This window comes from Desulfovibrio simplex (genome assembly GCF_055387835.1).
Genome location: NZ_AP042377.1, coordinates 3,193,806 through 3,217,501, shown reverse-complemented (window position 1 = coordinate 3,217,501; position 23,696 = coordinate 3,193,806). Strand labels below are relative to the sequence as shown.

The 23,696-nt window shown below is 59.3% G+C and carries 22 protein-coding genes; 15 read left to right on the top strand and 7 right to left on the bottom strand.

Annotation, left to right across the window (positions count from 1 at the left end; translation table 11 throughout):
• Window positions 1–21 precede the first annotated feature (21 nt).
• From ACZ5DH_RS13110 to gap, 4 genes are all read left to right on the top strand, one after another.
• Window positions 22–363, top strand: coding sequence for a bactofilin family protein (locus tag ACZ5DH_RS13110; RefSeq protein WP_179980278.1), 342 nt, complete (start codon window positions 22–24; stop codon window positions 361–363).
• 340 nt (window positions 364–703) lie between these two features.
• Window positions 704–838 (top strand): hypothetical protein, encoded by a 135-nt coding sequence (locus ACZ5DH_RS13105; protein WP_464254696.1) that lies wholly within the window; start codon window positions 704–706, stop codon window positions 836–838.
• Between the two features lie 469 nt (window positions 839–1,307).
• Window positions 1,308–1,862, top strand: coding sequence for a GAF domain-containing protein (locus ACZ5DH_RS13100; RefSeq protein ID WP_464254695.1), 555 nt, complete (start codon window positions 1,308–1,310; stop codon window positions 1,860–1,862).
• Between the two features lie 391 nt (window positions 1,863–2,253).
• Window positions 2,254–3,270 (top strand): type I glyceraldehyde-3-phosphate dehydrogenase, encoded by a 1,017-nt coding sequence (gene gap, locus ACZ5DH_RS13095; RefSeq protein WP_464254694.1) that lies wholly within the window; start codon window positions 2,254–2,256, stop codon window positions 3,268–3,270.
• A 237-nt stretch (window positions 3,271–3,507) separates the two neighbouring features.
• On the opposite strand, the gene ACZ5DH_RS13090 is transcribed toward gap, so the two are convergent.
• Both ACZ5DH_RS13090 and ACZ5DH_RS13085 read right to left on the bottom strand, forming a co-directional pair.
• Window positions 3,508–5,043, bottom strand: a complete 1,536-nt coding sequence (locus tag ACZ5DH_RS13090) for a methyl-accepting chemotaxis protein (protein WP_464254693.1) — start codon at window positions 5,041–5,043, stop codon at window positions 3,508–3,510.
• A 90-nt stretch (window positions 5,044–5,133) separates the two neighbouring features.
• On the bottom strand, window positions 5,134–5,523 hold the full coding sequence (locus tag ACZ5DH_RS13085; RefSeq protein WP_464254692.1) for a hypothetical protein: 390 nt from the start codon (window positions 5,521–5,523) through the stop codon (window positions 5,134–5,136).
• A 655-nt stretch (window positions 5,524–6,178) separates the two neighbouring features.
• Between ACZ5DH_RS13085 and ACZ5DH_RS13080 the strand changes: the two genes are divergently transcribed.
• The 5 genes from ACZ5DH_RS13080 (at window position 6,179) to lpdA (ending at window position 12,868) form a co-directional block, all read left to right on the top strand.
• On the top strand, window positions 6,179–7,903 hold the full coding sequence (locus tag ACZ5DH_RS13080; protein WP_464254691.1) for a sigma 54-interacting transcriptional regulator: 1,725 nt from the start codon (window positions 6,179–6,181) through the stop codon (window positions 7,901–7,903).
• Window positions 7,904–8,760: 857 nt separating this feature from the next.
• Window positions 8,761–10,356 carry a sodium:solute symporter family protein gene (locus ACZ5DH_RS13075; protein WP_464254690.1) on the top strand — a complete coding sequence of 532 codons (1,596 nt, stop codon included), beginning with the start codon at window positions 8,761–8,763 and terminating at the stop codon, window positions 10,354–10,356.
• 12 nt (window positions 10,357–10,368) lie between these two features.
• Complete coding sequence (locus ACZ5DH_RS13070) at window positions 10,369–10,839, top strand: OsmC family protein (protein WP_464254689.1); 471 nt, start codon at window positions 10,369–10,371, stop codon at window positions 10,837–10,839.
• 188 nt (window positions 10,840–11,027) lie between these two features.
• Window positions 11,028–11,423: a glycine cleavage system protein GcvH gene (gcvH, locus tag ACZ5DH_RS13065; RefSeq protein ID WP_464254688.1), complete on the top strand. Its 396-nt coding sequence runs from the start codon at window positions 11,028–11,030 to the stop codon at window positions 11,421–11,423.
• Window positions 11,424–11,464: 41 nt separating this feature from the next.
• Window positions 11,465–12,868: a dihydrolipoyl dehydrogenase gene (gene lpdA, locus ACZ5DH_RS13060; RefSeq protein WP_464254687.1), complete on the top strand. Its 1,404-nt coding sequence runs from the start codon at window positions 11,465–11,467 to the stop codon at window positions 12,866–12,868.
• Between the two features lie 517 nt (window positions 12,869–13,385).
• On the opposite strand, the gene ACZ5DH_RS13055 is transcribed toward lpdA, so the two are convergent.
• The 5 genes from ACZ5DH_RS13055 to queA all read right to left on the bottom strand — a co-directional run bounded on the left by ACZ5DH_RS13055 (window position 13,386) and on the right by queA (window position 17,388).
• Window positions 13,386–13,925: a 2-oxoacid:acceptor oxidoreductase family protein gene (locus tag ACZ5DH_RS13055; RefSeq protein ID WP_464254686.1), complete on the bottom strand. Its 540-nt coding sequence runs from the start codon at window positions 13,923–13,925 to the stop codon at window positions 13,386–13,388.
• Window positions 13,918–14,751 carry a thiamine pyrophosphate-dependent enzyme gene (locus tag ACZ5DH_RS13050; RefSeq protein ID WP_464254685.1) on the bottom strand — a complete coding sequence of 278 codons (834 nt, stop codon included), beginning with the start codon at window positions 14,749–14,751 and terminating at the stop codon, window positions 13,918–13,920. The genes ACZ5DH_RS13055 and ACZ5DH_RS13050 overlap by 8 nt, the downstream gene beginning before the upstream one ends.
• A gap of 2 nt (window positions 14,752–14,753) precedes the next feature.
• Entirely contained in the window at window positions 14,754–15,869 is a 1,116-nt protein-coding gene (vorB, locus tag ACZ5DH_RS13045) for a 3-methyl-2-oxobutanoate dehydrogenase subunit VorB (protein WP_464254684.1), read from the bottom strand.
• A complete protein-coding gene (locus ACZ5DH_RS13040) occupies window positions 15,866–16,090 on the bottom strand; it encodes an indolepyruvate ferredoxin oxidoreductase subunit alpha (RefSeq protein WP_464254683.1) in 225 nt (74 codons plus the stop codon). Before ACZ5DH_RS13040 ends, vorB begins: the two co-directional genes overlap by 4 nt.
• A gap of 200 nt (window positions 16,091–16,290) precedes the next feature.
• A complete protein-coding gene (queA, locus tag ACZ5DH_RS13035) occupies window positions 16,291–17,388 on the bottom strand; it encodes a tRNA preQ1(34) S-adenosylmethionine ribosyltransferase-isomerase QueA (protein WP_464254682.1) in 1,098 nt (365 codons plus the stop codon).
• Between the two features lie 128 nt (window positions 17,389–17,516).
• Here queA and ACZ5DH_RS13030 point away from each other — a divergent pair, with 128 nt between their 5' ends.
• The 6 genes from ACZ5DH_RS13030 (at window position 17,517) to ACZ5DH_RS13005 (ending at window position 23,054) form a co-directional block, all read left to right on the top strand.
• Window positions 17,517–18,149: a hypothetical protein gene (locus tag ACZ5DH_RS13030; RefSeq protein WP_464254681.1), complete on the top strand. Its 633-nt coding sequence runs from the start codon at window positions 17,517–17,519 to the stop codon at window positions 18,147–18,149.
• Entirely contained in the window at window positions 18,146–19,399 is a 1,254-nt protein-coding gene (coaBC, locus tag ACZ5DH_RS13025) for a bifunctional phosphopantothenoylcysteine decarboxylase/phosphopantothenate--cysteine ligase CoaBC (protein ID WP_464254680.1), read from the top strand. Before ACZ5DH_RS13030 ends, coaBC begins: the two co-directional genes overlap by 4 nt.
• Window positions 19,381–20,310, top strand: coding sequence for a hypothetical protein (locus ACZ5DH_RS13020; RefSeq protein ID WP_464254679.1), 930 nt, complete (start codon window positions 19,381–19,383; stop codon window positions 20,308–20,310). Before coaBC ends, ACZ5DH_RS13020 begins: the two co-directional genes overlap by 19 nt.
• Before the next feature lie 477 nt (window positions 20,311–20,787).
• On the top strand, window positions 20,788–21,141 hold the full coding sequence (locus ACZ5DH_RS13015) for a LysO family transporter (protein WP_464254678.1): 354 nt from the start codon (window positions 20,788–20,790) through the stop codon (window positions 21,139–21,141).
• Window positions 21,138–21,737: a LysO family transporter gene (locus tag ACZ5DH_RS13010; protein ID WP_464254677.1), complete on the top strand. Its 600-nt coding sequence runs from the start codon at window positions 21,138–21,140 to the stop codon at window positions 21,735–21,737. The genes ACZ5DH_RS13015 and ACZ5DH_RS13010 overlap by 4 nt, the downstream gene beginning before the upstream one ends.
• A gap of 624 nt (window positions 21,738–22,361) precedes the next feature.
• Window positions 22,362–23,054, top strand: coding sequence for a DVU0298 family protein (locus ACZ5DH_RS13005; protein ID WP_464254676.1), 693 nt, complete (start codon window positions 22,362–22,364; stop codon window positions 23,052–23,054).
• Window positions 23,055–23,696: the final 642 nt, after the last annotated feature.

Sequence of the window (23,696 nt, the reverse complement as noted above, 5' to 3'; positions counted from 1 at the left end):
AAATATAACGGGGAGACTGCTGTGGCCAAGGACGAAATAGCCTACCTGGGTTCCGATACAGTTTATGAAGGCAAACTGCATTTCAAGGGTACCGTACGCATTGAAGGCAAATACAATGGCGAGATCGTGAGCGAAGGCACACTGAATGTGGGCAAGGACGCTCAGGTCACCGGCACGCTTGATGTGGGCGAACTTCTGCTCTCCGGCCGGTTCTCCGGCGAAATCACGGCCCGCCGCCGGGTGGTCGTCTACGGATCGGGAATCCTTGAAGGCCGCGTGCAAACCCCCGTGCTGCTGACCGAAGAAGGCGGCATCATTGAAGGGCAGGTGAGCATGCAGAGCTCCGGCAAGGTCAAAGCCTAGGGAAATATTATTTTGGAGTTCTTTGTGGGGGAGGGACCCTTTTGCAAAAGGGTCTCCTCCCTCCACGCCCCCACCCCCTAAAACTCTTACTGTGTTAGAGCAGTTTACCTTTGAAAAAGTATACATGCTCTACCGCTGCTCTCGCCTGCTGCAACGTGTGTTCTGACGTGAACGCGCGCCAAAACACCTCCCGCAAAAACGCCGCCAGCAAGAAATACAGCCTGCTTAGAGCATTTTCACTTTGAAATTGCTCTGGCGACTGCGTGAGCAGGCGCCCGCAGCGAAGGCGTAAGCGCAGCTTCAGCCGTTGCCCGCAGGGCTTACGGATGCTTCAAGCGTTGTGACGCAGGAAACTACGCTTGAAGACAGCACGCGTAACGACACGGCTTGCCCCATACAATCGCTGTCGCCATCCGTAAGCCCTGCGGGCAACGGCTGCCGCGAAGACAGCACCGCTATTCATTTGCGCTGTTAAGCGCCGAAGCATGCGTGTCTTAAACTTTGAGAATGTCCATTCTCAAAGTTAATCTGGTCTAGGCGCACAGCCCACTCTGAAGCACAGGCACATAGGCGCGCCACCCGCACAAGAAATTCAGCCCACACAGACGCACAGGAGGCCGCACAGAGTTTTTTGTGCCTCCCCGCCTGCGCTCCGGGGGGCCTCCCCCGCCGCCATTTGCCCCATGAGGGAAAATAGCGCATACTCATACTCTGGTACGTTGCACAACCGGCACAGTCGGTTGGCGGCATGGCTTTGCGTATGTTTACGCGCAGAGCCGCCAGAAACGCCAAAATGGCGTTTACCCGCGTAACTACATTGCGACCCCCATGGCGGACGCCTGCTCTCGCGCCCGCCAGAGCAACTTCAAAGTGCACTTGCTCCAGTGGCCGCTGGCCACAGTACAGGCAGACGACTTTGCAACGCTTTCTTCAAGGAGGCACACATGGCACAAGACTATTTTCGCGCTCTCAGAGATGTTGCGCTGGTCATCAACTCCAGCCTTGAGCCCAAGGATGTCCTGCACAAAATAACCGAACAGACGGCTGTCACCATGGGCTGCAAAGCCAGCACCATCCGCCTGCTGGACAGCACGGGCCGCTTTTTGCTGCCCAGCGCTGCCTACGGCCTTTCCGCCACCTACCTGCGCAAGGGGTCGGTTGAAGTGAAGCGCAGCGGCATGGACGGCGAGGTGCTTGCGGGCAAGACCATCCACCTCAAGGACGCCGCCGCTGACGGCCGCTTCCAGTACCCCGATTCGGCCAGGGCGGAAGGCCTTGTTTCCGTTCTGTCCGCGCCGCTTATGGTGGACGGCAAGGCCATTGGCCTTATCCGCGTATATTCCGCCCAGGAACGTGAATTCACGGCCGACGAACAGACCTTTATGGAGGCTGTGGCCGCCATTTCGGCCCTGGCCATTGAAAACGCGCGTCTGCATGAAGCGTTGCGCAACAATTACGAACTGATGACCAAGCACGCGTACTCGGTCTACGAAGACTAGAGCAATTTCACTTTGAAATTGCTCTGGCGGCTGCGTGAGCAGACGCCCGCCGTGGAGGCGCAAGCGCAATTTATTTGCGCTGTTACGCGCCGAAGCGGGCGTCTTGTAAGCATTGAGAATGGATATTCTCAATGCGAAAATGCTATAGCGCGGACTGCCCTTGAGGACAGGCATCCTCAAAGGTCAAAGCACGCCGGACAGACCATACCTCTTCCGGTTGCGACAGGCGGGCTTTCTGCCCCGACAAAGACGGCAGCGCGCATGGCGACAGCCCGGCGCACTGCCGGAAGGGCCGGCCCCAGTTCAGAATCGTGCGGGCAAACGGCGTTTCGCGCATGAAGAGCGCACGTCGCCTGAAGACACTCCCCTCTAGTTTGTGAGGATTTCGCATATGAGCAAAATCAGAATAGGCATCAACGGCTTTGGCCGCATCGGCAGGCAGGTTTTTCGCGCCCTGCACAAGAGCTACCGCGACCGCGTGGAAGTGGTGGCCATCAACGACCTTTTTGACGCTGAAACCAACTTTCACCTGCTGGAATACGACTCTGTTTACGGGCGCGCCTATCTGGACGCCAAGATCGACGGCGCCGAAGTGACCGTGGGCGACTGGAAGGTGCACTGCTTCGCCGAACGCGACCCCAAGCAGCTTGCCTGGGGCGAATACGGCGTGGACATCGTGGTGGAAAGCACAGGCATATTCCGCAAGGCTTCGCAGTGCTCCGTCCACATTGAAAACGGGGCCAAAAAGGTCATCATCACCGCTCCGGCCAAGGAAGAAGACATCACCATCGTCATGGGCGTCAACCATCAGGATTACGATCCGGCCAAACACCACATCGTATCCAACGCCTCGTGCACGACCAACTGCCTTGCCCCCGTGGCCCTGGTGCTGCAGAACGAATTCGGCATCCAGATCGGCAACATGACCACCATCCACTCCTACACCAACGACCAGCGCATTCTGGACATGGCCCACAAGGACCCCCGCCGCGCCCGCGCCGCCGCGTGCAATATCATTCCCACGTCCACCGGCGCGGCGCAGGCCGTGGCCAAGGTCATCCCCGCGCTCAAGGGCAAGTTCAGCGGCTACTCGCTGCGCGTGCCCACGCCCACCGTGTCTGTGGTGGACTTCAGCGGCATTCTTGAAAAGGAAACCGACACCGAAACCCTGCTGGGCAAGCTCAAGCACGCCTCGGAGACCTACCTCAAGGGCATTCTTGAGTACAACGACAAGCCCCTGGTTTCGATGGACTTCAAGGGCAACCCCGCCTCCTCCATCCTTGAGGCTTCCTACACCACGGTGCAGGACGGCAAGATGGTCAAGGTGGTGGCCTGGTACGACAACGAATGGGGCTACTCCTGCCGCGTTTGCGATCTGGCCTGCCTCATGGCTGAAAAAGGCATATAGATCAGATTCACTTTGGAATGCTTTGTGGGGGAAGGACACTTTTGCAAAAGGGTCCTTCCCCCACGCCCCCCTAAAACCTTTATTGTGTTTTAGAGCATTTTAACTTTGAAAAAGTGTAAATGCTCTAACGTTGCACGAAAGTGCAGCGCGCCACAACGTGGCGTGGATTCAGCCGCAAATCGCATTTTCGGCTGAATGAAAACTTTGAAATGTGAAGCATTTCAAAGTTAATCTGCTCTAGGACCGCTTGAGCTGTTCCACAATGGCCCGCAAATCGCCGGACATGGCGGCAAGCTGCTGTACCGCGAGAGCGGACTCCGCCTGTCCCCTGGAAGTTTCTTCGGTAACTCTTGTCACTTCCTCAATGGCCTGGCTGATCTGCTCAGAAGCCGCAGACTGTTCTTCGGCAGCCGTGGCAATGGACTGCGCCTGATCCGCGTTGTCTTTGGCATAAGACAGAATATTCTCGAGCACCGCCCCGGAGTCATGCGAAAGCGACGTGGTTTTTTCCACTGCCTCCGCTGCGGTATCCATCGAATGGATGCTTTTCTGCGCGGCAAGCTGAATGGCGGAAATGTTTTCTCCCACTTCCTTTGTGGCGCCGATGGTTTTTTCGGCCAGCTTGCGCACTTCGTCAGCCACCACGGCAAATCCGCGCCCGGCCTCGCCCGCGCGGGCGGCCTCAATGGCGGCGTTAAGCGCAAGCAGGTTGGTCTGGTCAGCGATGTCGTTGATGACATCCATGATGGCCCCGATGCTGTTGGCCTGCCGTCCCAGCACAGTGAGGTCATCCTTCATGGCACGGCTCTGCGACTGCACATCATTGATCGCTGTGATCACCTGACGCACCAGATCGGCCCCGCGCCCGGCCTCTTTTTGCGTATTTACGGCATGGGTGGCGGCTTCACCCGAATTGCGGGCGACTTCCACCACTGACACGCTCATCTGCTCCATGCTGGTGGCCGTTTCAGCCATGCGCTGCTGCTGCGCCGACGCCGCCTTGGATATCTGTTCCGACTGGGCGGCCAGTTCCTCCGTGCTTGAGGCTATGCGCTCCACAACCCCCTCAATCTGCGAAGCCGCCTGAAGAATGCCGCGCTGCGTGGCCAATTCGCCCTCCTTGCGCGCCTCTTCGGCCTCGGCCATGGCCCTGTGGGCGCGCTCGGCCTCCTGAACGGCAAGCTTTTCCTTTTCCGCCGTGGTGGTTATCATTTCCTTGAGCCTGCGCACCATGGTGCGCAAGGCGTCGGCCAGCACGCCAACCTCATCCCTGCTCCTGACGTTCAGCGCTTCGTCCAACCGGCCTTCGGACACGGATGCGGCAAAGCCCACACAGGTATTAAGGGGCTTGAAGATCAGGCGGGTCACAAGAAACATTACCATCAAGGCTGAAACAATCAGGGCCACCACGGCGGCAATGGAGCTGTACAGCAGGTTCTGATCCGAATCCTGGCGGATGACGGCATCTTCCTCGTACGTCCACACCTTCCAGTCCAGTCCCGGGATGGTGTAGAGGCTGCCCTCATACGGCTTGTTATTGTGTGTAAAGGATATCCTGCCATTCGAATTCTGGTTGCGATATTTATCCAAACCTGAAATCTCTTCCCACAGGCTTTTGCCGATGCGTTTCTCATTGCTGTTGCCCATGATGTAGCCATCGGCACGGGTCAGAAAGACGTTCTGAAAATCCAGCACTCCATTGACGAAATTGGTGATATCCGTAAGGCCCAGATTGATGCACAGGGTGCCTGCCACTTTTCCTTTGTCCATCATGGGCACGCCAACCGCCATGACTGTGGCCCCGAGAGATGAGGTGTAGGGTGTGGTGACGACGCGCTTTTCACCGTCAAAGAGGCGTCTGTATCACTCGCGCCCAAGATTTTTTGCGTTGAAATTGGTAATCATGCCCCTGTTATTGTGCGCCTCGCCGCTTTCAAGGCAATAGTAGGCTTCAACAAGCCTTGTCTGATGCAGCAACTGGACAAGCACATTCCTGCGGTATTCGTACATATCGAGATCAGTGACGCCCACCGGCTGAGCCAGCATTTTTGCCGATAATTCCAGCATATTGAAATACACATCCATCTTCTCGGCAACGGCCTTGCCCACTGACCTTGAAATGGTGTCCAACTGCTCAATCTTGGCGGCGTTGGATGACGAACTGAAACTCCTGTACGAGTTGACCGTCATGGCCAGAATAACCAATGAAAAAAAAGCGAAAACACTTAAAACAATTTTGCTCTTTGCACTCATGGCTACATCACGTCCCCTGTTGTAAAAAAAATAACAAGCAAAACCATTGCCAATCAATGGTTGCCTGTAAAAATATCCCTTGTGAATGGGAAATCTTGTCGATTTCGAAAAACTAATATCATACAGCCAATGTGTAAAGCGGCAATCTGGCGTTGCAAAAATGCATCAAATCGTTTAAAGAGAGATTTGCCAACCTAATATTCTTGCAAAGAACAAAAGCTGCATATGTACACGATCACTCAATGCATAATATTTATAATTACTGCATAATTTAATATAAATTTTTATTAAAAATTATATTTCTGTTTTCTGCAAACACCTTTACGCATAAATTTTTTTTGTAATACATACGCAAAACAGCCCTGCAACTACTGAGAACTATAGAGCGCATTAAAAATTGAAATAACCTTCCAAATATGACAGGAACTATACCAGCGGACTGAAACGGCACGTTACACTGCCTGCGGCTGCCGTTTTCGCAGCGAATCGCCGCCGGTCAGGGGCCGCCCCTCGGGATGCCGCGCATGCGCCCCGCAAGCCCGCCGATACACGCGAAAAAAAGCACGCGCACAACCCATCCTGTTTTGCCAAAACCGGCAAGGCCGCCCCACCGGCGCGCCTGAACGCTCCCAGTCACCACAGCCAGAGAAAATACATGCCCGCACTGCCCGAAGAAAGTATGCTTGTTGAACAGGTCATGCATGACAATCCGGAAACCCTGACCCCCGAACACAGGCTCAAAGACGCCCTGCCAGTCTACGAGCGGCACGGGGTCAACTGCGTGCCCATTCTGGATACGGATAAAAAGGTGCGCGGCATTCTGACCATATTTCGTCTTGTGCAGGCCATACGGCAGGGCAAATCCTTTGAGACGCCCATTGGTGAAGTAATGGATGTGGACCTTGTAAGCATCCGCAATGACGCAACATTTGGCTCCGCATGCAGCCTGCCCATAGACAGGATGCTTGTTCTCGACCACGAGGACAAACTGGTGGGCGTGCTGACCAAGAAAGATCTTATCCATAAAATCTACAATGCCTTCTGCAATGCCGACTGCCACAACAGGGAACTGGACGCGGTCATCAACTGCGCCACGGACGGGATCATCATCTTTGACCAGGAAGGCGTCCCCCTGTACACCAACGATAAAATACGTTCCCTGCTGCCGGACTGCGACAACCTGCGGGAGCCGGATTCTCCCGCCATGACGGCGGTGGCCGACCTGCTCAAAAAAACCATGTCCTCACGCAGGGCGGGCAGCACTCTTTTGGAAGACTGCAGCGGCAAACAGGTGGTCTTTACCATCACCCCCATATTTGACGCGGACCAGCGGCTTTTCCGCTGCGTTCTTTCCGCCCAGGATATGACCGAAATCACGCGCTTGCAGGAAGAGGCCGAAAACAGCCGCCGCAAGCTGGCGGCATTTCAGGAGGCCAGCCTCAAGGGCACGAAAATCATTGCCCACAACCCCGCCATGCTGCGTCTGCTGGACGAAGCGGCTCGCCTGGGCGGGGTGGACTCCACCGTGCTCATCACCGGAGAAACCGGCGCGGGCAAAGAAGTTGTGGCCATGAACATCCATAACCACAGCAAGCGCCGCCACGGCCCTCTCGTGCAGATCAACTGCGGCACCATCCCGCAGCACCTTCAGGAAGCGGAGCTGTTCGGCTACGAAAAAGGCAGCTTTACGGGCGCCAACTCGAGCCGTGTGGGTATGCTGGAAGTAGCCCATGAGGGCACGCTCATGTTCGACGAAGTGGGCGAAATGGATATGGCCCTTCAGGTCAAACTGCTGCGCGCCCTTCAGGAGGGCGTTATCTACCGCATAGGCGGGCGCAAGCCTGTCCGGATTGATGTGCGCATCATAGCCATGACCAACCGCGACCTGCTCAAGATGGTGCGCGAAAATACTTTCCGCGAGGATCTCTACTACCGCCTCAATGTCATTCCCCTTTCCGTGCCTGCCCTGCGGGAGCGGCCCGAAGATATCCTGCCGCTGGCACGGCATTTCCTTTCCTGCTTCGGCAAGAAATACTCCTGCCACTGCCACATAAATCCTCAGGAAGAAGAGATGCTTCTCGGTTATTCCTGGCCCGGCAATGTGCGGGAGCTCGCCAATTTTATGGAACGCCTGACCATTGCGAACCTTTCACCCGGAAACAGCGCACTGATATGGGAAAGCTTCGCCCGGCAGGAAGGGCAGCCTGCCCCCTCCCGCAGCGCACCCATGCGTGAGCAGTTGCGACATTTTGAAAAACAATGCCTTGAAAGCGCCCTGCACAATGCGCCAAGCATCAGGGGAGCGGCCCGCAGTCTCGGCATTTCACACGCCACGCTTCTGCGTAAAATGCGGGAATACGACATCGTGGTTCAAAATTAAACCATACCTCGGGCGCACAGGCCCGATCCCGCCAATCTGTTGCCAGCCCAGCGCGCAAATGCGGTGATGGTTCAAATCTCAACCATATGGTTTGATCTTGAACCATCACCCTTAGCCGGACATGCCTGGATCGTGAAAAAAATATCAATAAATCAAGGCCTGTTATAAAGCCGCACAATCTCCTCCCCTGTCCTCCCGTCTTGCGCATATTCTGCGCCATCTTATCTCAATACATTGAAATAATTAAAAAAACTTTTTGGAACAATGTTTGCTACAGGGGTGCATCCTTACCGGTATACCCGCGAGGAGCGCCAGAGCGCTCCACTGCCGTCAGCGGCAACGGAGTTCTGCTCTGGAGGGAGTCGAGAGGGCTTGGAGCATTTTCAACTTGAAATGCTCAGGCGGCTGCGTGAGCAGCCCCCGCGGTGAAGACGGCATAACTGCTTATTTGCGTGGTTACACGCCGTAAAGGACGTGCTGTCTCACAACACTGCCCGGCATGGGGCAACATGCCGGGCAGTCGTGGCCGGGAACGCGAAGAGGCGCCGCTGCCGAAAACCGGACGTGAACGGCCATGGCCCCTTCGGGCAGCCTTCGCTTGACGGTTGCTTTTTGGAGTATTTCAACCTTGAAACGGTTAAATGCTCCAACGCTGCACGAGAGTGCAGCGCGCCACAACGTGGCGTGGATTCTGCCGCAAATCGCATTTTCGGCAAAATGAATCTGGTCCAGCAGCACGCAAACCCTGTTCGCGCCGATGTTACGGGCGGGCGCACTTCATGACGCACTGCCAGGGCATTTCAGCGAAATGCCCACGGTAAAAACAGAAACGCTCTTGAAAAATATGAGGAGTAATCATGTCATCTTCGGCCATTTGGATGTTTGGGCTTGCCCTGGCCTATACGCTCCTGCTCATTGTCATGAGCCAGATAGCCAGAAAAAAGGCGCGGGCGGGTGAAGATTTTTTTGTGGGCGGGCGAAAGTTCAGCCGCTGGACCGTGGCCTTCTGCATCACGGGCCTGTTTTCCGGTTCCACCTATATAGCCATTCTCGAGCTTTCCTACCTCACGGGCATTTCAGCCCTGTGGTACGGCGTGGCAGAACTGACCCATGTGCTGATCATCGCCCTGGTGCTTATCGGCCCCTTCCGCAAGCGCATGATGGTCACGATTTCCGGACTCATCGGCGACAAGTACGGCAGGGCCGCCAAGGGCATTGCCGGGGGCATTACGGCCATCACCTTTCCCATGTGGTCAGTGGCCACGGCTCTGGCGTTCGCCTCATGCATCAACGCCATCACCGGCATGGACATGCTGCTCTCCGTGGTGCTCACGGCCGCGCTCATGTACGTCTTTCTCAGTGCGGGCGGCATGTGGTCGGTGGCCATGACGCAGACCGCCAACTTCTTTGTTTTCATGATCATGTTCGCGGTCGCCATCTATGCCATCGCGGTCAATCCCGGTTTTGGCGCGGTGGCCGACCTGCTGACCAGGGACGCCAAATACGGCAATCTTACCAGTGTTGGCCTGCAAACCATCCTGGCATGGTTCGGCACCTTTCTTATTAACGTGCTGCTGGCCCAGGCCGCTTTTCAGATGGCCCTTTCGTGCAAAACCGCTGACGAGGGCCGCAAGGGTCTGCTCATCGCCAGCGGATTCAACGTCATCTTCATTGCCATGGGCGTGCTTGTGGGCGCGGCGGCGGCCATTGCCATGCCCGGCAACGCGCGCGGCCTGGTTGCCGTGCCCAAATATCTTATGGAAACCCTGCCGGCGCCCATGGTCGGCCTGTTTACCCTGGGCATATGGGCCTGCGCCCTTGGCTGGGGCGCTCCCTGCCAGTTCTCCGGCGCAACCAGCCTTGGCCGCGACGTGGGCTCGGCCATCTGGCCCGACGCCAGTGACGCCAGACTCGTCAAACTTACCCGCCTTTCACTGCTGGCCCTCACCTGCCTCATGATCCTGTTCGGCTATCTGCGCTCGGAGCAGGCGGCATGGTGGAACATCTTCGCCTGGACAGCCCGCAACGGCGCAACCTTCGCCCCGATGGTGGCGGCCCTCTTCTGGAGCGTGGCCACGCCGCGCGGCGCTCTGACGGCCCTTATCGCGGGCTGCGGCGCGGGTCTTGTCTGGAACTGGCTCGGCGGATGGGCCGTCAGCAGCTTTTACCTCAAGATCCATCCTGTATGGGTAGCCATGGCGGCCAACATCATCGGCATGTGCATAGTTTCCCTGGCGGAAAAGGGATGGAGCTTCATAAGCCCCTCCGGCGGGCTCAAGGTTTTGCGCAATGCGGCCGTGGCGCTTGCCATCATACTGGGCGCGGCCCTCGCGGCGGCTGGCACGTGGTTTTACCAGACAGGCCTTTGGGGCATGACGGCCTTCCTGACCGTCCTCTGCGCCTGGGTCGCCCTTATCTTCAGCACAGAACGCCAAAAAACCACTACGATATAAGGATTTCACATCATGCCCAAGATTCACGTGGAATGGAAAGGAAACATGATTTTTGAGGGAAAGGATTCCGACGGGCACAGCCTGGTCATGGACGCTTCAGCCATTTACGGCGGCAACAATCAGGGCGTGCGGCCAATGGAAATGCTGCTTATTTCCCTGGCCGGCTGCACGGGGATCGAAGTAGGCCACGCCATGAACAAGATGCGCCTTGAGTATACAGCCTTCAGCATAGCCGCCGACGCCGTTCGCCGCGAGGAAGTGCCCCAGATATTCACCGAAATCAACGTGGAGTATACCGTTGAAGGCCAGAGCATCAGCCTGGACAGGTTTGTGCGCGCTTTTGAACTTGGCGCTGTGAAATACTGCTCCGTGGCCAACATGCTCAAGGCGTGCAGCAAGATCAATTACAGCTTCGTTCTTAACGGCCAGCGCCACACCTATCCTCTGTCCGGAGAACAGGCTGACGATACGGCCGAGGGTTAACCCGTCCGGGGCCGCTACCCCGAAAAGACGGTGACGCCACGCCGGGCGGACTCCCGTCAGGCGGCAGCCAAACCCCTGCCGCATCAAATCCGCCGTGATGCAGGCTTCCGTCTTTCCGGACCCGCCGCCGCGCCTCTTGCAACAGGAAGCGCGGCGGCTTTTCACACCGGCAACCATAAGGAGAAAACATGGCTGACCACACCCTGCCCGAGGATCGCACATATACCAGTGAGCACATCTGGCTGCTTGAAGACGAAGACGGCTTCACCATCGGAATTTCAGACTATGCTCAGGCCCAGCTGGAAGAAGTGGTCTATGTTGACATGCCTGCTGTGGGTGATCCGCTTGAAGCGGGAAAAGAATTCGGCTCCGTGGAATCTATGAAGTCCGTCAATGCCCTGTTCGCTCCTGTTGCAGGCGAGGTTACGGCCATAAATACCAGCCTTGAAAGCCGGCCAGGGCTTGTCAACAGCGACTGTTACAGGCAGGGCTGGATTGTGCGCCTGCGCAGGACAGAACCCCGTTCGGCAACAGCTCTGCTCACCGCCGAAGAATACCGGGCGCTCCTGGAATCGCAGGCGTAGTCCTGTCCGGGCCAACATCACGCGCAGCACGAGGTAAAAAAATGCGAAAACTGACCATCATCGGCAGCGGCCCCGGCGGATACACGGCGGCATTCGCGGCAGCCAGAGCCGGGCACAGCGTAACCCTTGTGGAAAGCGCGGCCGTCGGAGGCACCTGCCTGCACACCGGCTGCATTCCCACCAAGACCTTCAAAAGTTCGGCAGACACGCTGGAAAAAATCCGCCACGCGGACGGGCTCGCCATCACCGGCTGCACCAAAGCCGCCATTGACATGCCAGCCCTGCTCGCACGCAAGAACAGCGTCATCAACCTGCTGGCGACAGGGCTGGAAAAAACCTGCGCCAGCCTTGGCATCACGCTGCTGCGGGGCAGGGGCAGGGTGGCAAGCCGCCGGGAAGTTGTGGTGACAACGCAGGAATGCTCCATGCCTGTGGCGGGCGACAACGTCATCATCGCCACAGGTTCCCGCCCCCTGAACCTGCCCTCATTGCCCACTGACCATAAGCGCATTCTCGACAGCGATGACGTGCTGCGGCTGGACCACATGCCCCCCTCGGTCATTATTGTCGGCGGCGGCGTCATCGGTTGCGAGATGGCCTGCATCTTCAGATCCTTCGGCGCGGCCGTCACCGTTATCGAAGGCCAGAACCGCCTGCTGCCCATTCCCTCGGTTGATGCGGAAATGAGCAAACTGCTGCTGCGGGAAATGAAAAAAGCGGGCATCCGCGTTGAACTCGGCAAGACCGTCAGTTCCGCCGTGACGGAGCGCGACTGCGTAAAGCTTGTCACAGCTTCCGCACGGCCTCAGGATGCCGGTCAGGCTCACGCGGGCGTGCTGGAAGCGGAGTCGGTCTTTGTTACCGTGGGTCGTGAGCCAAGAACCGGAGGACTCGGCCTTGCGGAAGCGGGCATCGCCGTGACGCCAAGAGGCTGGATCAAGGTGGACGACTGCCTGCAAACGTCCCTGCCCGGCGTATACGCCATTGGCGACGTTCTCGGGCCCGAGAAAATCATGCTGGCCCATATGGCCTCGGCCGAAGCCGAACATGTGGTGGCGCATCTGGATGCGCCCGCGCCCTGCGATTACAGCGTCGTGCCCTCGGCCATCTTCACCACGCCGGAAATCGGCTGCGTGGGTCTTTCAGAAGAGCAGGCCGTGGCTTGCGGCCTGCCTGTGCGCTGCACAATGATGCAGGTCAGGGAACTGGGCAAGGCCCACGCCATGGGCGAAATCGCCGGCGTGTTCAAGCTGGTGGCGCATGCCGGGGACAATACCATTCTTGGCGCGCACCTTTGCGGCCCGCACGCCACTGACCTTGTGGCCGAGGCTGCCCTGGCCATCCGCATGGGAGCTACGGCAGACGATGTGGCGCGCACCATTCACGCCCACCCCACCCTGGCCGAAGGTTTTTACGAACTTTGCCACAAGGCCGCGCGGCAATGAATGCTTTGTGGGGGAGGGACCCTTTTGCAAAAGGGTCCCTCCCCCACACCCCCACCCCCTAAAACTCTTACTGTATTTTAGTGTGGGCAAAGGGCTTTCTAATCTTAGAGCAGATTACCTTTGAGAATATACATTCTCAAAGTTTAAGGCACGCTCACTTCGGCGTTTAACCGCGCAGATAAACTGCGCTGACGCCTCCGTAGCGAACGTCTGCTCACGCAGCCTTCAGAGCAATTTAAAAATTAAATTGCTCTAAGGAGGCCGGAAACAGCGCTTTTCCAGGCATCACGCCATGTTAAATTTATCCGCTTCTGAGTGGTTTGACGGTAAAACCCGCTGGCGCCCTGCCGCGCGCCAACAAAAAATCCCCGTGGAAATCCACGGGGATTTTGTTGTGTATCAGTCTGTTACGCGCCTGCTGTGCGTCCTTTATGCGTCTATCGTGCGCATGGTCGCACCTGGTACTGCCTGGTACACGACCGGGACATGCCCGCCCACGCTTCAGAAAGCGAAATGGTCAGGCAAAGGCGTAGCCAGCTTCCAGAGCCTTCATGTTGGCCGGAATAAGCTTGGCGTAATGGGCGCTTGTCACCCGTTTGATCGTTTCCTGCACTTCGGCGAGCGGCAGCGCTCCCGTAGCCTTGAGCCACGCGCCGAGAGCCACCATGTTGGCCATCTTCACACTGCCCAGTTCATGAGCCATGTCGTTGACCGGGATATAGACAGTGCGCAGGGAGGCGTCCAGAAGCTCCTTGCCCACCAGGGAGGCGTTGACCACCTGCACCCCGTCCTTGTGCAGACGCGGCTGGAACTTGGTCAGCGAGGGTTCGTTGAGGATGATGGTGGACAAGGGCTCACGCACCAGCGGTGAACCGATGGCGTGTTCGTCCATAACCACCGTGCAGTTGGCCGTGCCGCCGCGCATTTCCGCGCCGTATACGGGGATGAAGCTCACCTCAAGGCCGTGCTCCATACCCGCCTGTGCCAGAAGGTTGCCTATCAGCATGACCCCCTGGCCGCCGAACCCGGCTATAATGACGTCCTGATAACTACTCACGGCCTGCCTCCCCGGCTGTATGCCCCGTCGCGCCTTCTGCGGGCACGGTTACATCCTTGTACACGCCCAGGGGAAACACGGGAATCATGACCTCGGAAATGCGCTTGTTGGCGGCTATGGGGTCCATATGCCAGTTGGTGGGGCAGCCGGAAAGCAACTCCACAAAACCGAAGCCGAGCCCCTGCAACTGGACGTCAAAGGCCTTGCGCACGGCCTTTTTCGCCGCGCGCACGTTTTTGACGGAATCCAGCGAACAGCGCGCGGCATAGGCCACGCCGTCCAGCTGGGCCATGATTTCGGCCATACGGATGGGGCCTCCCTCATTGCCAAGGCTGCGGCCCTGGCGCGTGGTGGTGGTTTTCTGCCCCAGCAGGGTGGTGGGGGCCATCTGGCCGCCCGTCATGCCGTACACCGTATTGTTGATGAAGACGGTGGTGATCTTTTCGCCGCGGTTGGCCGCGTGCAGGGATTCGGCCATGCCGATGGCGGCCATGTCGCCGTCGCCCTGATAGGTGAAGACCACGGATTCCGGCCTGGCGCGGCGCACGCCCGTTGCCACGGCGCAGGCGCGTCCGTGCGGGGCTTCAAGACCGTCCACGTTGAAGTAGTCATAGGTAAAGGTGGCGCAGCCCACCGCAGCCACAAGTATGGTGCGGTCCGCCACGCCCAGTTCGTGCAGCACCTCGCTCACCAGCCTGTGGGCTATGCCGTGGTGGCAGCCGGGGCAGTAGTGGGTCTGGCGCTCGTTGAGCACGGGGTTCACATCAAAAACCAGGGTTTCGCCCTCTTGCGGCAGCCATTGGGCGTCCATTTGCTGAGCTGACATGGCTATTTCTCCTTGAGGGCCTGTAGCATGGGTTCACGCAGGGCGTCAGCACCGATGAAGAGGCCGGGCATGATGCCGTGCCAGAGCACGGAAGACGCGCTTACGCCGGGCTGGGCAAAAAGGGCCAGCCGGACGTCTTCCACCATCTGCCCCGTATTCTGTTCCATAACCAGAAAACGGCGTCCGGGCGCGAGAGCGCGCAGGGCCTCATCCGGGAAAGGAAAGAGCGTGACGGGGCGGAACAGGCCGACCTTGTGGCCCTCGGCCCGCAACTGGCGTATGGCGCTGCGGGCTATGCGGGCAATGGAGCCAAAGGCCACCACCACAAGCTCGGCGTCGTCAACGTCCACGCATTCCCACGCGCACTCGGCCTTCATGTCTTCGTACTTTTTCATAAGCATACGGTTGCGCTCGGCCAGCGCGCCCTCAGCAAGATACACGGACTTGAGCAGGCGCGGCGAGGCGTCCGCGCCCCGCTTGCCGTATCCTTCAAGCCTCCAGTCCCTGCTCATGGCCGCCAGCGCTTCGGGCGACACCGCGTCAGCGGGCGGCACACGCCGCACCGGTTCCTTTATCTGGCCCACAATGGCGTCGCCAAGCACCATGACCGGGTTGGCGTACTTGTAGGCCAGGGCAAAGGCGCGAAACATGAAGTCATAGCATTCCTGGGCCGTGGCCGGAGCCAGCGTCAGGTTGCGGTGGTCGCCGTGACCGCCGCCCTTGACGGCCTGGAAATAGTCGCCCTGGGAGGGGCCTATGTCGCCAAGACCCGGCCCGCCGCGCTGCATGTTGACCATGACGCCAGGAATATGGCTGCCCGCCATGTAGGAAATGCCTTCCTGCATGAGGGATATGCCGCAGCTCGATGAAGACGTGAGCGCCGGAATGCCGCAGGCCGCGGCGCCCAGCAGCATATTGACCGCCGCCACTTCGCTTTCGGCCTGCACAAACTGGCCGCCGTTCTCCGGCAGCAGCGAGGAAAGCACTTCCGGGATTTCATTCTGCGGCGTGATGGGATACCCGAAATAGCAGCGGCAGCCCGCGTCCACAGCGCCAAAGGCCACGGCTTCGTTGCCTTTTATGAGAATACGTTCAGAGGAGTTTTGGCCCTGACTCATGCCTCGCCCCCTTTCTTTTTTTCGCTTTTGAACACACGAATGGCCAAATCAGGGCACATCAGGGCGCAGGAGGCGCAGCCGGTGCACTGCCCGTCCATCTCCATAACCTCGTACCCATGACGGTTAAAACGGCCCGATGGCCGTAAAATATGCACAGGACAGGCCTCCACGCACAGGCGGCAGCCCTTGCAGCGTTCTTCCAGAAAAACGACTCGTGACATGTATGCTCCTTGAGGCGCCTTGCCCGCCGGGGGGATGGGAAAGAGCAGTCTTGCGACAGGCCCGTTCCGGGAGGCTTTGCCGTCAAAGCCTCGTCTGTGCCAGGTCATGCCGCATCGGGACCACCCCGCGCGGCAGACCATGCCGCAGCCCGCCCTTGTTCCGGCTTGCCGGAAAAACTGACGGCCAGCGGCAAAGGGCGTCAGCGGATCAGCATGGCATCCCCATATGAAAAAAATCTGTACCCTTTGGCAATAGCCTCGGCATAGGCGTCCAGCATGCGCTTGCGCCCCGCAAAGGCTGCGACCAGCATCAGCAGTGAGGATTCCGGCAGATGGAAGTTGGTCACAAGACCTTCAACCACGCGGAAGGGCCTGCCGGGGTAAAGAAAAATATCCGTCCAGCCCGTATAGGCCTGCACCCGGCCGCACAGTTCCGCAACGCCCTCAAGGGCGCGCAGGCTGGTTGTGCCCACGGCGATGACGGGCCTTTTCTGCGCGCGCGCCTCTGCAATGGCCAGAACCGTAGATTCAGGAATTTCAACATATTCCCGGTGCATGCGGTGGCTGCGGATGTCGGGGGTCCGCACAGGGCTGAAGGTGCCATACCCCACGTACAGGGTCACCTCTGCCCACTGAATCCCCTTTTCCGCCAGCCTTTCGCGCAACGGCGGCGTAAAATGCAGGCCCGCCGTGGGCGCGGCTACCGACCCGGTCTTGTCCTGCCGGGCATAGACGGTCTGGTAGCGGCTCAGGTCTTCTTCTCCGTCAGGGCGTTTGATGTAAGGCGGCAGGGGAATGTGTCCCGTGGCCGCAAAAGCCGCGGCCAGATCGCCCTTCCAGCCCAGGCGCACGCGGCGCTGCCCGAAGGGGCCGGATTCCAGCACGGTCACGCGGATACCGGCGCCAAAATCAAAGGACTCCCCTTCGCGGACACTGCCGCCCGAACGCACAAGCCCCTCTGCTTCTGCAAAAAAGCCGCCGCTTTTGTCGGCCTTGGCCCGCTCGACCACCAGGGGCAGGGGCGTGAGCAGCAAAAATTCCACCTTGCCGCCCGTGGAGCGCGTACCCAGAAGGCGCGCCTGCAATACACGGGAATTGTTGGCTATCAACAATGCCCCTTCGGGCAGACAGTCCGGCAGGTCACTGAACTTTTCATGGCGCAGGTCAAGCGCGCCTGTGCGCGACATGGCGAGCAGCCGCGAACTGCCCCGTTCTTCAGGGGGGAACTGGGCGATCTGTTCCTGCGGCAGGTCGAAATTATAATTTTCCAGTAAAAAATCCGCTTCCTCAATGTGCATGGCTTCCGAGCCTTGGTTATATGTTCCCGCCAGTTGCGCCGCTGCCGCTCTTGTCAGCGCGGGGCGTTGAGGCTAGGGTGACTTGATTGCCCCCCTCGGCGTTACGATGGGAGGGAAGGAGTATAGCCATGCGGCGGCCTCTTGTCATCATTACGTTACTGGCACTTCTCGCAACTCTGCCGGGCTGCGCCTCCATAGGGCTGGAAAATCCTTTTTCCAACGACCCGCTGACTGGCGGCACAGACACCACCACAAGCCTGCTGCTCGGCGTGCCCACGCCCGCAGGCATGCAGCGCTTCGGCTCGCACGGCTTTCAGGACTTTGGCCCCGGCGGCGGGCGCCAGGGGCTGGAAGTGCTGCGCGGCAAGGTGGACACGGGATTTGCGGCGCAGGTCATGTACTCCGGCCTGCAAAGCCAGGGCTGGCAGTTGCGCGTGGCCCTGCGCAAGGGGGCGCGCGCCGTCTATGTGTATGACCGTGGCGCTGCCATGGCTGTGCTGACCTTTGACAGCCAGACCTTGCTGACTGTTCTGAATATCTGGGTGGCCGACCGCCTGCCCGACGGCGCGCCCCTGCCCATGCAGGACGCCGCAGGCGCAAGCTCAAGCTCCGGCGGGTCCGGCGGCCTTGGCGGCTCGAGCGATGCCGGCGGCATGAACACCGCCCCCCAGGGCGGGCAGACTGGCCGTAGCGGCGGTACATACGGCAGTGGCGGCAGCAGCGGCAGCAGCAGCGGCGGCATACAGGAGCGAAATTTATGATCGACCAGAAAAGCGGCCTGAAAACGCCCTTTGATCACAGCACACGCTTTGCGCAAAAGCGCCTGCATCTCGGCGTGTGCGGCTCCGTGGCCTGCTACCGGGCTGCGGATCTTCTCCGGGCCTGGCGCGGCATGGGCATCCATGTCTCGGCCACGCTCTCTCCCGGAGCGCGGCATTTTGTGACGCCCATGCTTTTTGAATCCCTGGGCGCGACGCCTGTCTATGAAGACATGTTCACCCCGGGGCAGGAAATTTTCGCCCATCTTGAACCGGGGCAGCACGCCCACGTCATGGTGGTGGCCCCGGCCTCGGCCAACGCGCTCTTCCGCCTTGCCCACGGCGCCGCCGACGACATGCTGGCCGCGCAGGCACTGGCCTTTGACGGTCCTCTTGTCGTCGCTCCGGCCATGAATCCGCGCATGTGGGCCAACCCCGCCACGCAGGCCAATGTGGCCCTGCTGCGCGAACGGGGAGCCTGCGTCGTCGCCCCCGGCTGCGGCGGCACCGCCTGCGGCGATGAGGGCGAAGGCAGGCTGGCCCCCCTGCACGACATTTTTCTTGCCGCCTTGCGGGCGCTGTCCCCGCAGGATATGGCGGGCAGGCGCGTTATGGTCACCCTTGGCCCCACGCGCGAAGCCTGGGACGGGGTACGCTTCTGGTCCAACCCCTCCAGCGGCCTCATGGGCGCGGCCCTGGCCGTCTGCGCGTGGCTGCGCGGCGCGGAGGTCACGGCCATATGCGGCCCCGGCGTGCGCACGCGCATGCCGCAGGGTATGGCACGGCGGGACGTTGTCAGCGCCAGAGACATGTTTGCCGTGGCCGCCAGCCTCTGGCCCCAGATGGATGTGGGCATGTTCACCGCCGCGGTGGCGGACTTTTCGCCCAAGCCCCTGGGCGGGCGCAAATTCAAAAAATCCGAAGCTCCGCAGGGGTTCAGCCTGGACTTTCAGCCCAATCCCGACATTTTGCAAAGCCTTGCGGAGCAGCGCGCGCCCGGACAGAAAATTCTGGCCTTTGCCGCTGAAACCGCGCCGGACATGCACGCCCTGCTGCCTCTGGCCCACGCCAAGCTTGCCCGCAAAAAGGCCGACCTCCTGGCTGGCAACCTCGTCAATGCCGCAGACAGCGGCTTTGGCTCGCCCACCAACAGCATGGCCGTGGTGGACGCCAAGGGGCGCGAAGAAATCTGGCCCAACCAGAGCAAGGCCGACGTGGCCTGGGAGTTGTGTTCGTGGCTTTTGCGTATGTAAATCCCCTGTCAGCCCTGTGGCAACGCCGGGGCCTCTCCAATCTGCTCATGCCCGAAGGCTTTGACGCCTTTGCGCCGCCGCAGCCTGAAACCACGGCCCGGCCGCCCATGCGCGGGACTGCGGGCAGCGCGGCGAACGGCCATGGCGGCAGGCAGAGCGGAACGGCCACGTTCTCCGGCCAAACAGGGACATCACGACAGGCGACAACGCCCGGCCCAACAGGCGCATCAGGCCCAGCAGAAACATCGGGCCGGCCGGGGCCATTGGGGCAAAGCTCCAGGCCAGCGCGCCTACCTGCCGGCCCAGCCGGGCAGGACGGGCATGGCGCACACCGCGCGGCGGCACAGGCCGCGCCGTCCCAGCCCGCATCCGGCGGGCGCGCAGACGCTGCGTCCGGCCACCCGTGGAAGCCCCTGCCGCCCCACGTCTGGCCCGCGCCCTGGCGTCAGCAGATGGAAAAAACACGACCCGGTCTGGTGCTGTGGACCTACTGGAGTCTCGGTCTTGATCTCTGCGACCCGCAGGCTGAAGGCCGCCTTGAGCGCAGGGCTTTTTTGCAAAAACTGCTTCAGGATCTGGCGCACCCTGCCGGCACCCATACCTTCTGGCCCGCCGGCATGCCCTCCGCGCCGGAAGACCGCACGCCCGGCATGGATGAAGGCCTTGTGCCGCACGCCGACGCCTTCTGGTCGGGAACCTCGCGCCTCGGCGCACGGGGCGTGGTGGTTATGGGCTCCGCGGCCGTAAAGGCGCTGGGCCTGCCCCCCGGCCTGCGGCCCCTCCAGCAGACCCGCTACAGGGGCCACATGGTGTGGGTACTGTGGGATGTGGACTATATGCAGCGTGAAGACCAGCGCTATGCCTCCATGCTGGCCTTTTTGCGGCAGGCCCTGCGGCAGGTCGCCCGCTAGGGCAATATACTTTGAGAGGTTTTGTGGGGGAGGGACCCTTTTGTAAAAGGGTCCCTCCCCCACGCCCCCTCCCCCTAAAACTTTTAGGGAAACGCTGATTTATTTCGTTTGGCGGCGTTGCTTCACTTTTTTTGAAACAGTCGAGGACGGAAGAGTCCACTCCTGCTTGAAAAAAGATCGCGCCTTGCCAAACGAAATAACTGCGCGTTTCCAGGAGGTTCGTTAATCAGGGCTTCCTTAGAAGAGCAATTTCAAAATGAACTTGCTCTAAAACGCACGAAAGTGCGGCGTGCCGCATGGGAAGGAAGGTCTTGGGCATCAACTGGAGCCGTACCGCCGCTGCACCCAGCCCGAAGTGTTGTTGCTTTTTTTTTGAACGCCACGCGGGGTACGCCAGCCCCTGTAAAACACGCGCCGTTCTTCGCCGTTTTTTTCGGCGCGGGCTGCGCAAAACTGTTTTTGGCTTGGGAGGATTTTGTGTTTATCGCCATCGGCCTCATGTTTCTGGGCATTGCCGTGGGCCTTCTGCTGCGCGGCAGGCCGCTGGCCGCCAAGCTCACGCGCTGCGTCACCCCGGCCATTATGCTGCTGCTCTTTGCCCTCGGCATTTCCGTGGGCGGCAACAGCGCCCTCATGGCGACCCTGCCCAAACTGGGCGGCGCTGCCGTTGTGCTCACCCTGGGGGGCATTGCGGGCTCTCTTGCCTGCGTGCTTTGCATCCGCCGCTTTTTTCGCCAACCGCCGGAACCCGATGCCCTCTCGCCACGGCCTCACGCCGGGAACCAGGCGGGCGCGCCGTCTTCTTCCAGTCGTGAGGGTTCACAGGCATGACGGGCAGCCTCGTCATCCTGTTTTTTTTCGGCGCTGGCCTGCTGCTGGCCCGCGTGGGCTTTATCCCCGACTATTTCATTGAACACGACATGACGCTCTTCATGCTGTGGCTGCTCATGATCCTTGTGGGCATCTCAATGGGGTCGGACAGGCGGCTCGGCGAAATGCTGCGCAGCCTGCGGCCCCGTGTGCTGCTGCTCCCCCTGGCCACCACTGTGGGTACTTTTGCCGGAACGGCCCTTGTCAGCCTTTTTCTCGTATACAGCGCTGCCGAATGCATGGCTGTGGGCGCGGGATTTGCCTACTACTCGCTTTCTTCCATCTTCATCACGCAATACAAGGGGCCGGAACTGGGAACCATTGCCCTTATCAGCAATATCCTCCGCGAACTCATCACCCTGCTCTTCACGCCGCTGCTGGTGCGCTTTATGGGCCCCACGGCGGCCATCAGCTGCGGCGGCGCTTCCACCGTCGACACAACCCTGCCCGTCATTACTCGCTACGCCGGAAACCAGTGGGTGTTCATATCCATTGTGCACGCCCTTGTTCTGGACTTCAGCGTGCCGTTCTGGGTGACGTTTTTTTGCAGCATTTGAGCCAGCGTTCATGTTGAAATGCTTTATTGAAATGCCTTGTGGGGGAGGGACCCTTTTGCAAAAGGGTCTCCTCCCCCACGCCCCCACCCCCTAAAACTTTTACTGTGTTTTGGTATAGAGCATTTTACCTTTGAAAAAGTGTAAATGCTCTAACGCTGCACGAAGGTGCAGCGCGCCACAACGTGGCGTGGATTCGGCCGAAAATCGCATTTTTCGGCTGAATAAAAACTTTGAAATGTGAAGCATTTCACAGTTAATCTGTTCTGGTACAACGAATTTTCTGATCTGAGGCGCTGGCGCGAGAGACAGCGCCTTCCAGACATCATTTAAAAGTATATCTGTTTTATAATTTTATTGTTAAATTTCTCAGGCGACCGCGGGAGTGGAAGCGCGCGATGAGGGCATATGAACTGTGTATCAGCGCGGTTACGCACGCGAAAGAGCGGGGTTGAATCTTTGCGAATATATATTCTCAGCGACAAGCAGCGCCACCAAGGCAGGCGCAGGCAACGCCGCTACGCATGAACCTGAAAAAAAGAAATGTGACGGGTCGCCTTGCCAGGAGAGTAAAAAACCATAAGTATGGATGAAGAGCCAGAACACAGCCTCTGGAGGATATGGATCATGGCCCGCATGCGCTCAGCCAAACACAAGCTGAAAGATACCATCAACAGTCCGGAATGGCGCAGCCATCTTGACGAAATAGCCCAGGGCGGCCTTGAGAACGTAGGCCCGCTGTTTTCTTTTCTTTTACTCGGCCCGCAAACCATGCACCGGGCCGCCGTGGCCCTGGGACAGGTAACGGCCCGGCTTGCCGAAACCCAGCCCGAGGCCGCCAAAAACATCATCCGCCGCCTCATGTGGCACCTCAATGAAGAATCCGGCAATATCGGCTGGGGCATCCCCAACGCCTTTGCCGAAATTCTGGCCGCCAGCGCCCCCCTTGCCAAGGATTTTCACCGCATTCTTATTTCCTACGTCATTGACCTTGGTCATGACGACAATTTTTGCGACCACGACATCCTGCGGCGCTCCTGTTACTGGGGCATAGGCCGACTGGCGCAGGAGCGGCCAGAACTGTGCCTTGGCGCGCGAAAATGGCTGCTTAACGGGCTGGAAGACCAGGATGTCATCTGCCGGGGCATGGCCGCCTGGGCCCTGAGCCAGTTGCCCCCGGACCTCATGGACGTGCCCGCCCTGCGCCGCCTGGCTGACGCCGGGCTCGAAGAACAGTGCGAACTCTTTGACGGCAACATCGTGTATGAAAAAAGCGTCAGCCAGATCGCCCGTGATGCTCTGGAAAAACTCACTGCCTGATTTTTCCATAAAATCCCCGCACATAGAAAAGCCCCCTTTCGGGGGCTTTTCTATCATGAACGTCCGGGCGCCTCACGGCATCTGCCGCAGCACCGCAGCACGTCCATACACGACACAAGCCACGCCAGAACGGTTTCACGTGCGACGTGCTCTGGCTTTGGGGAGCGCCCGCCTGCCGTGGGGTGTAAACGCCTCTGTTGTTTGTGCCCGCTCGCGTCGACGCTGGCGCGCCAAAGCCGTTACGCACTGATACGCGCAGTGTCAGCCTGCTCTTATGTGCAAAATAACCCTTTTTATTTTATCATGTTATCGCAGTTGCGCACAAATGTTCCTTTTTTTTACGCACAGCCGTGCGCGGGCTGCCACGGCAAAAGAAGACGCCAGGGGCACCGTCACGTCACGGTCGCCCTGGCGTCTGTTTTTCAGACTACGATAAGAAGCCCGCCAGATTTTAAAGCAGATAAACGTTTATCTGGGTCGCCGGCTTCAGCTCAGAAAATCCATTGTGCCATGCAGAACTGCAACAAGAGTAACGCTGCACGAAAGTGCGGCGCGCCACAACGTGGCGTGGATTCAGCCGAGCTTTAGCCGTTGTGACGAAGGAAGCTACGGATGCTTCAAGCGTTGTGGCGCAGGCTTAAA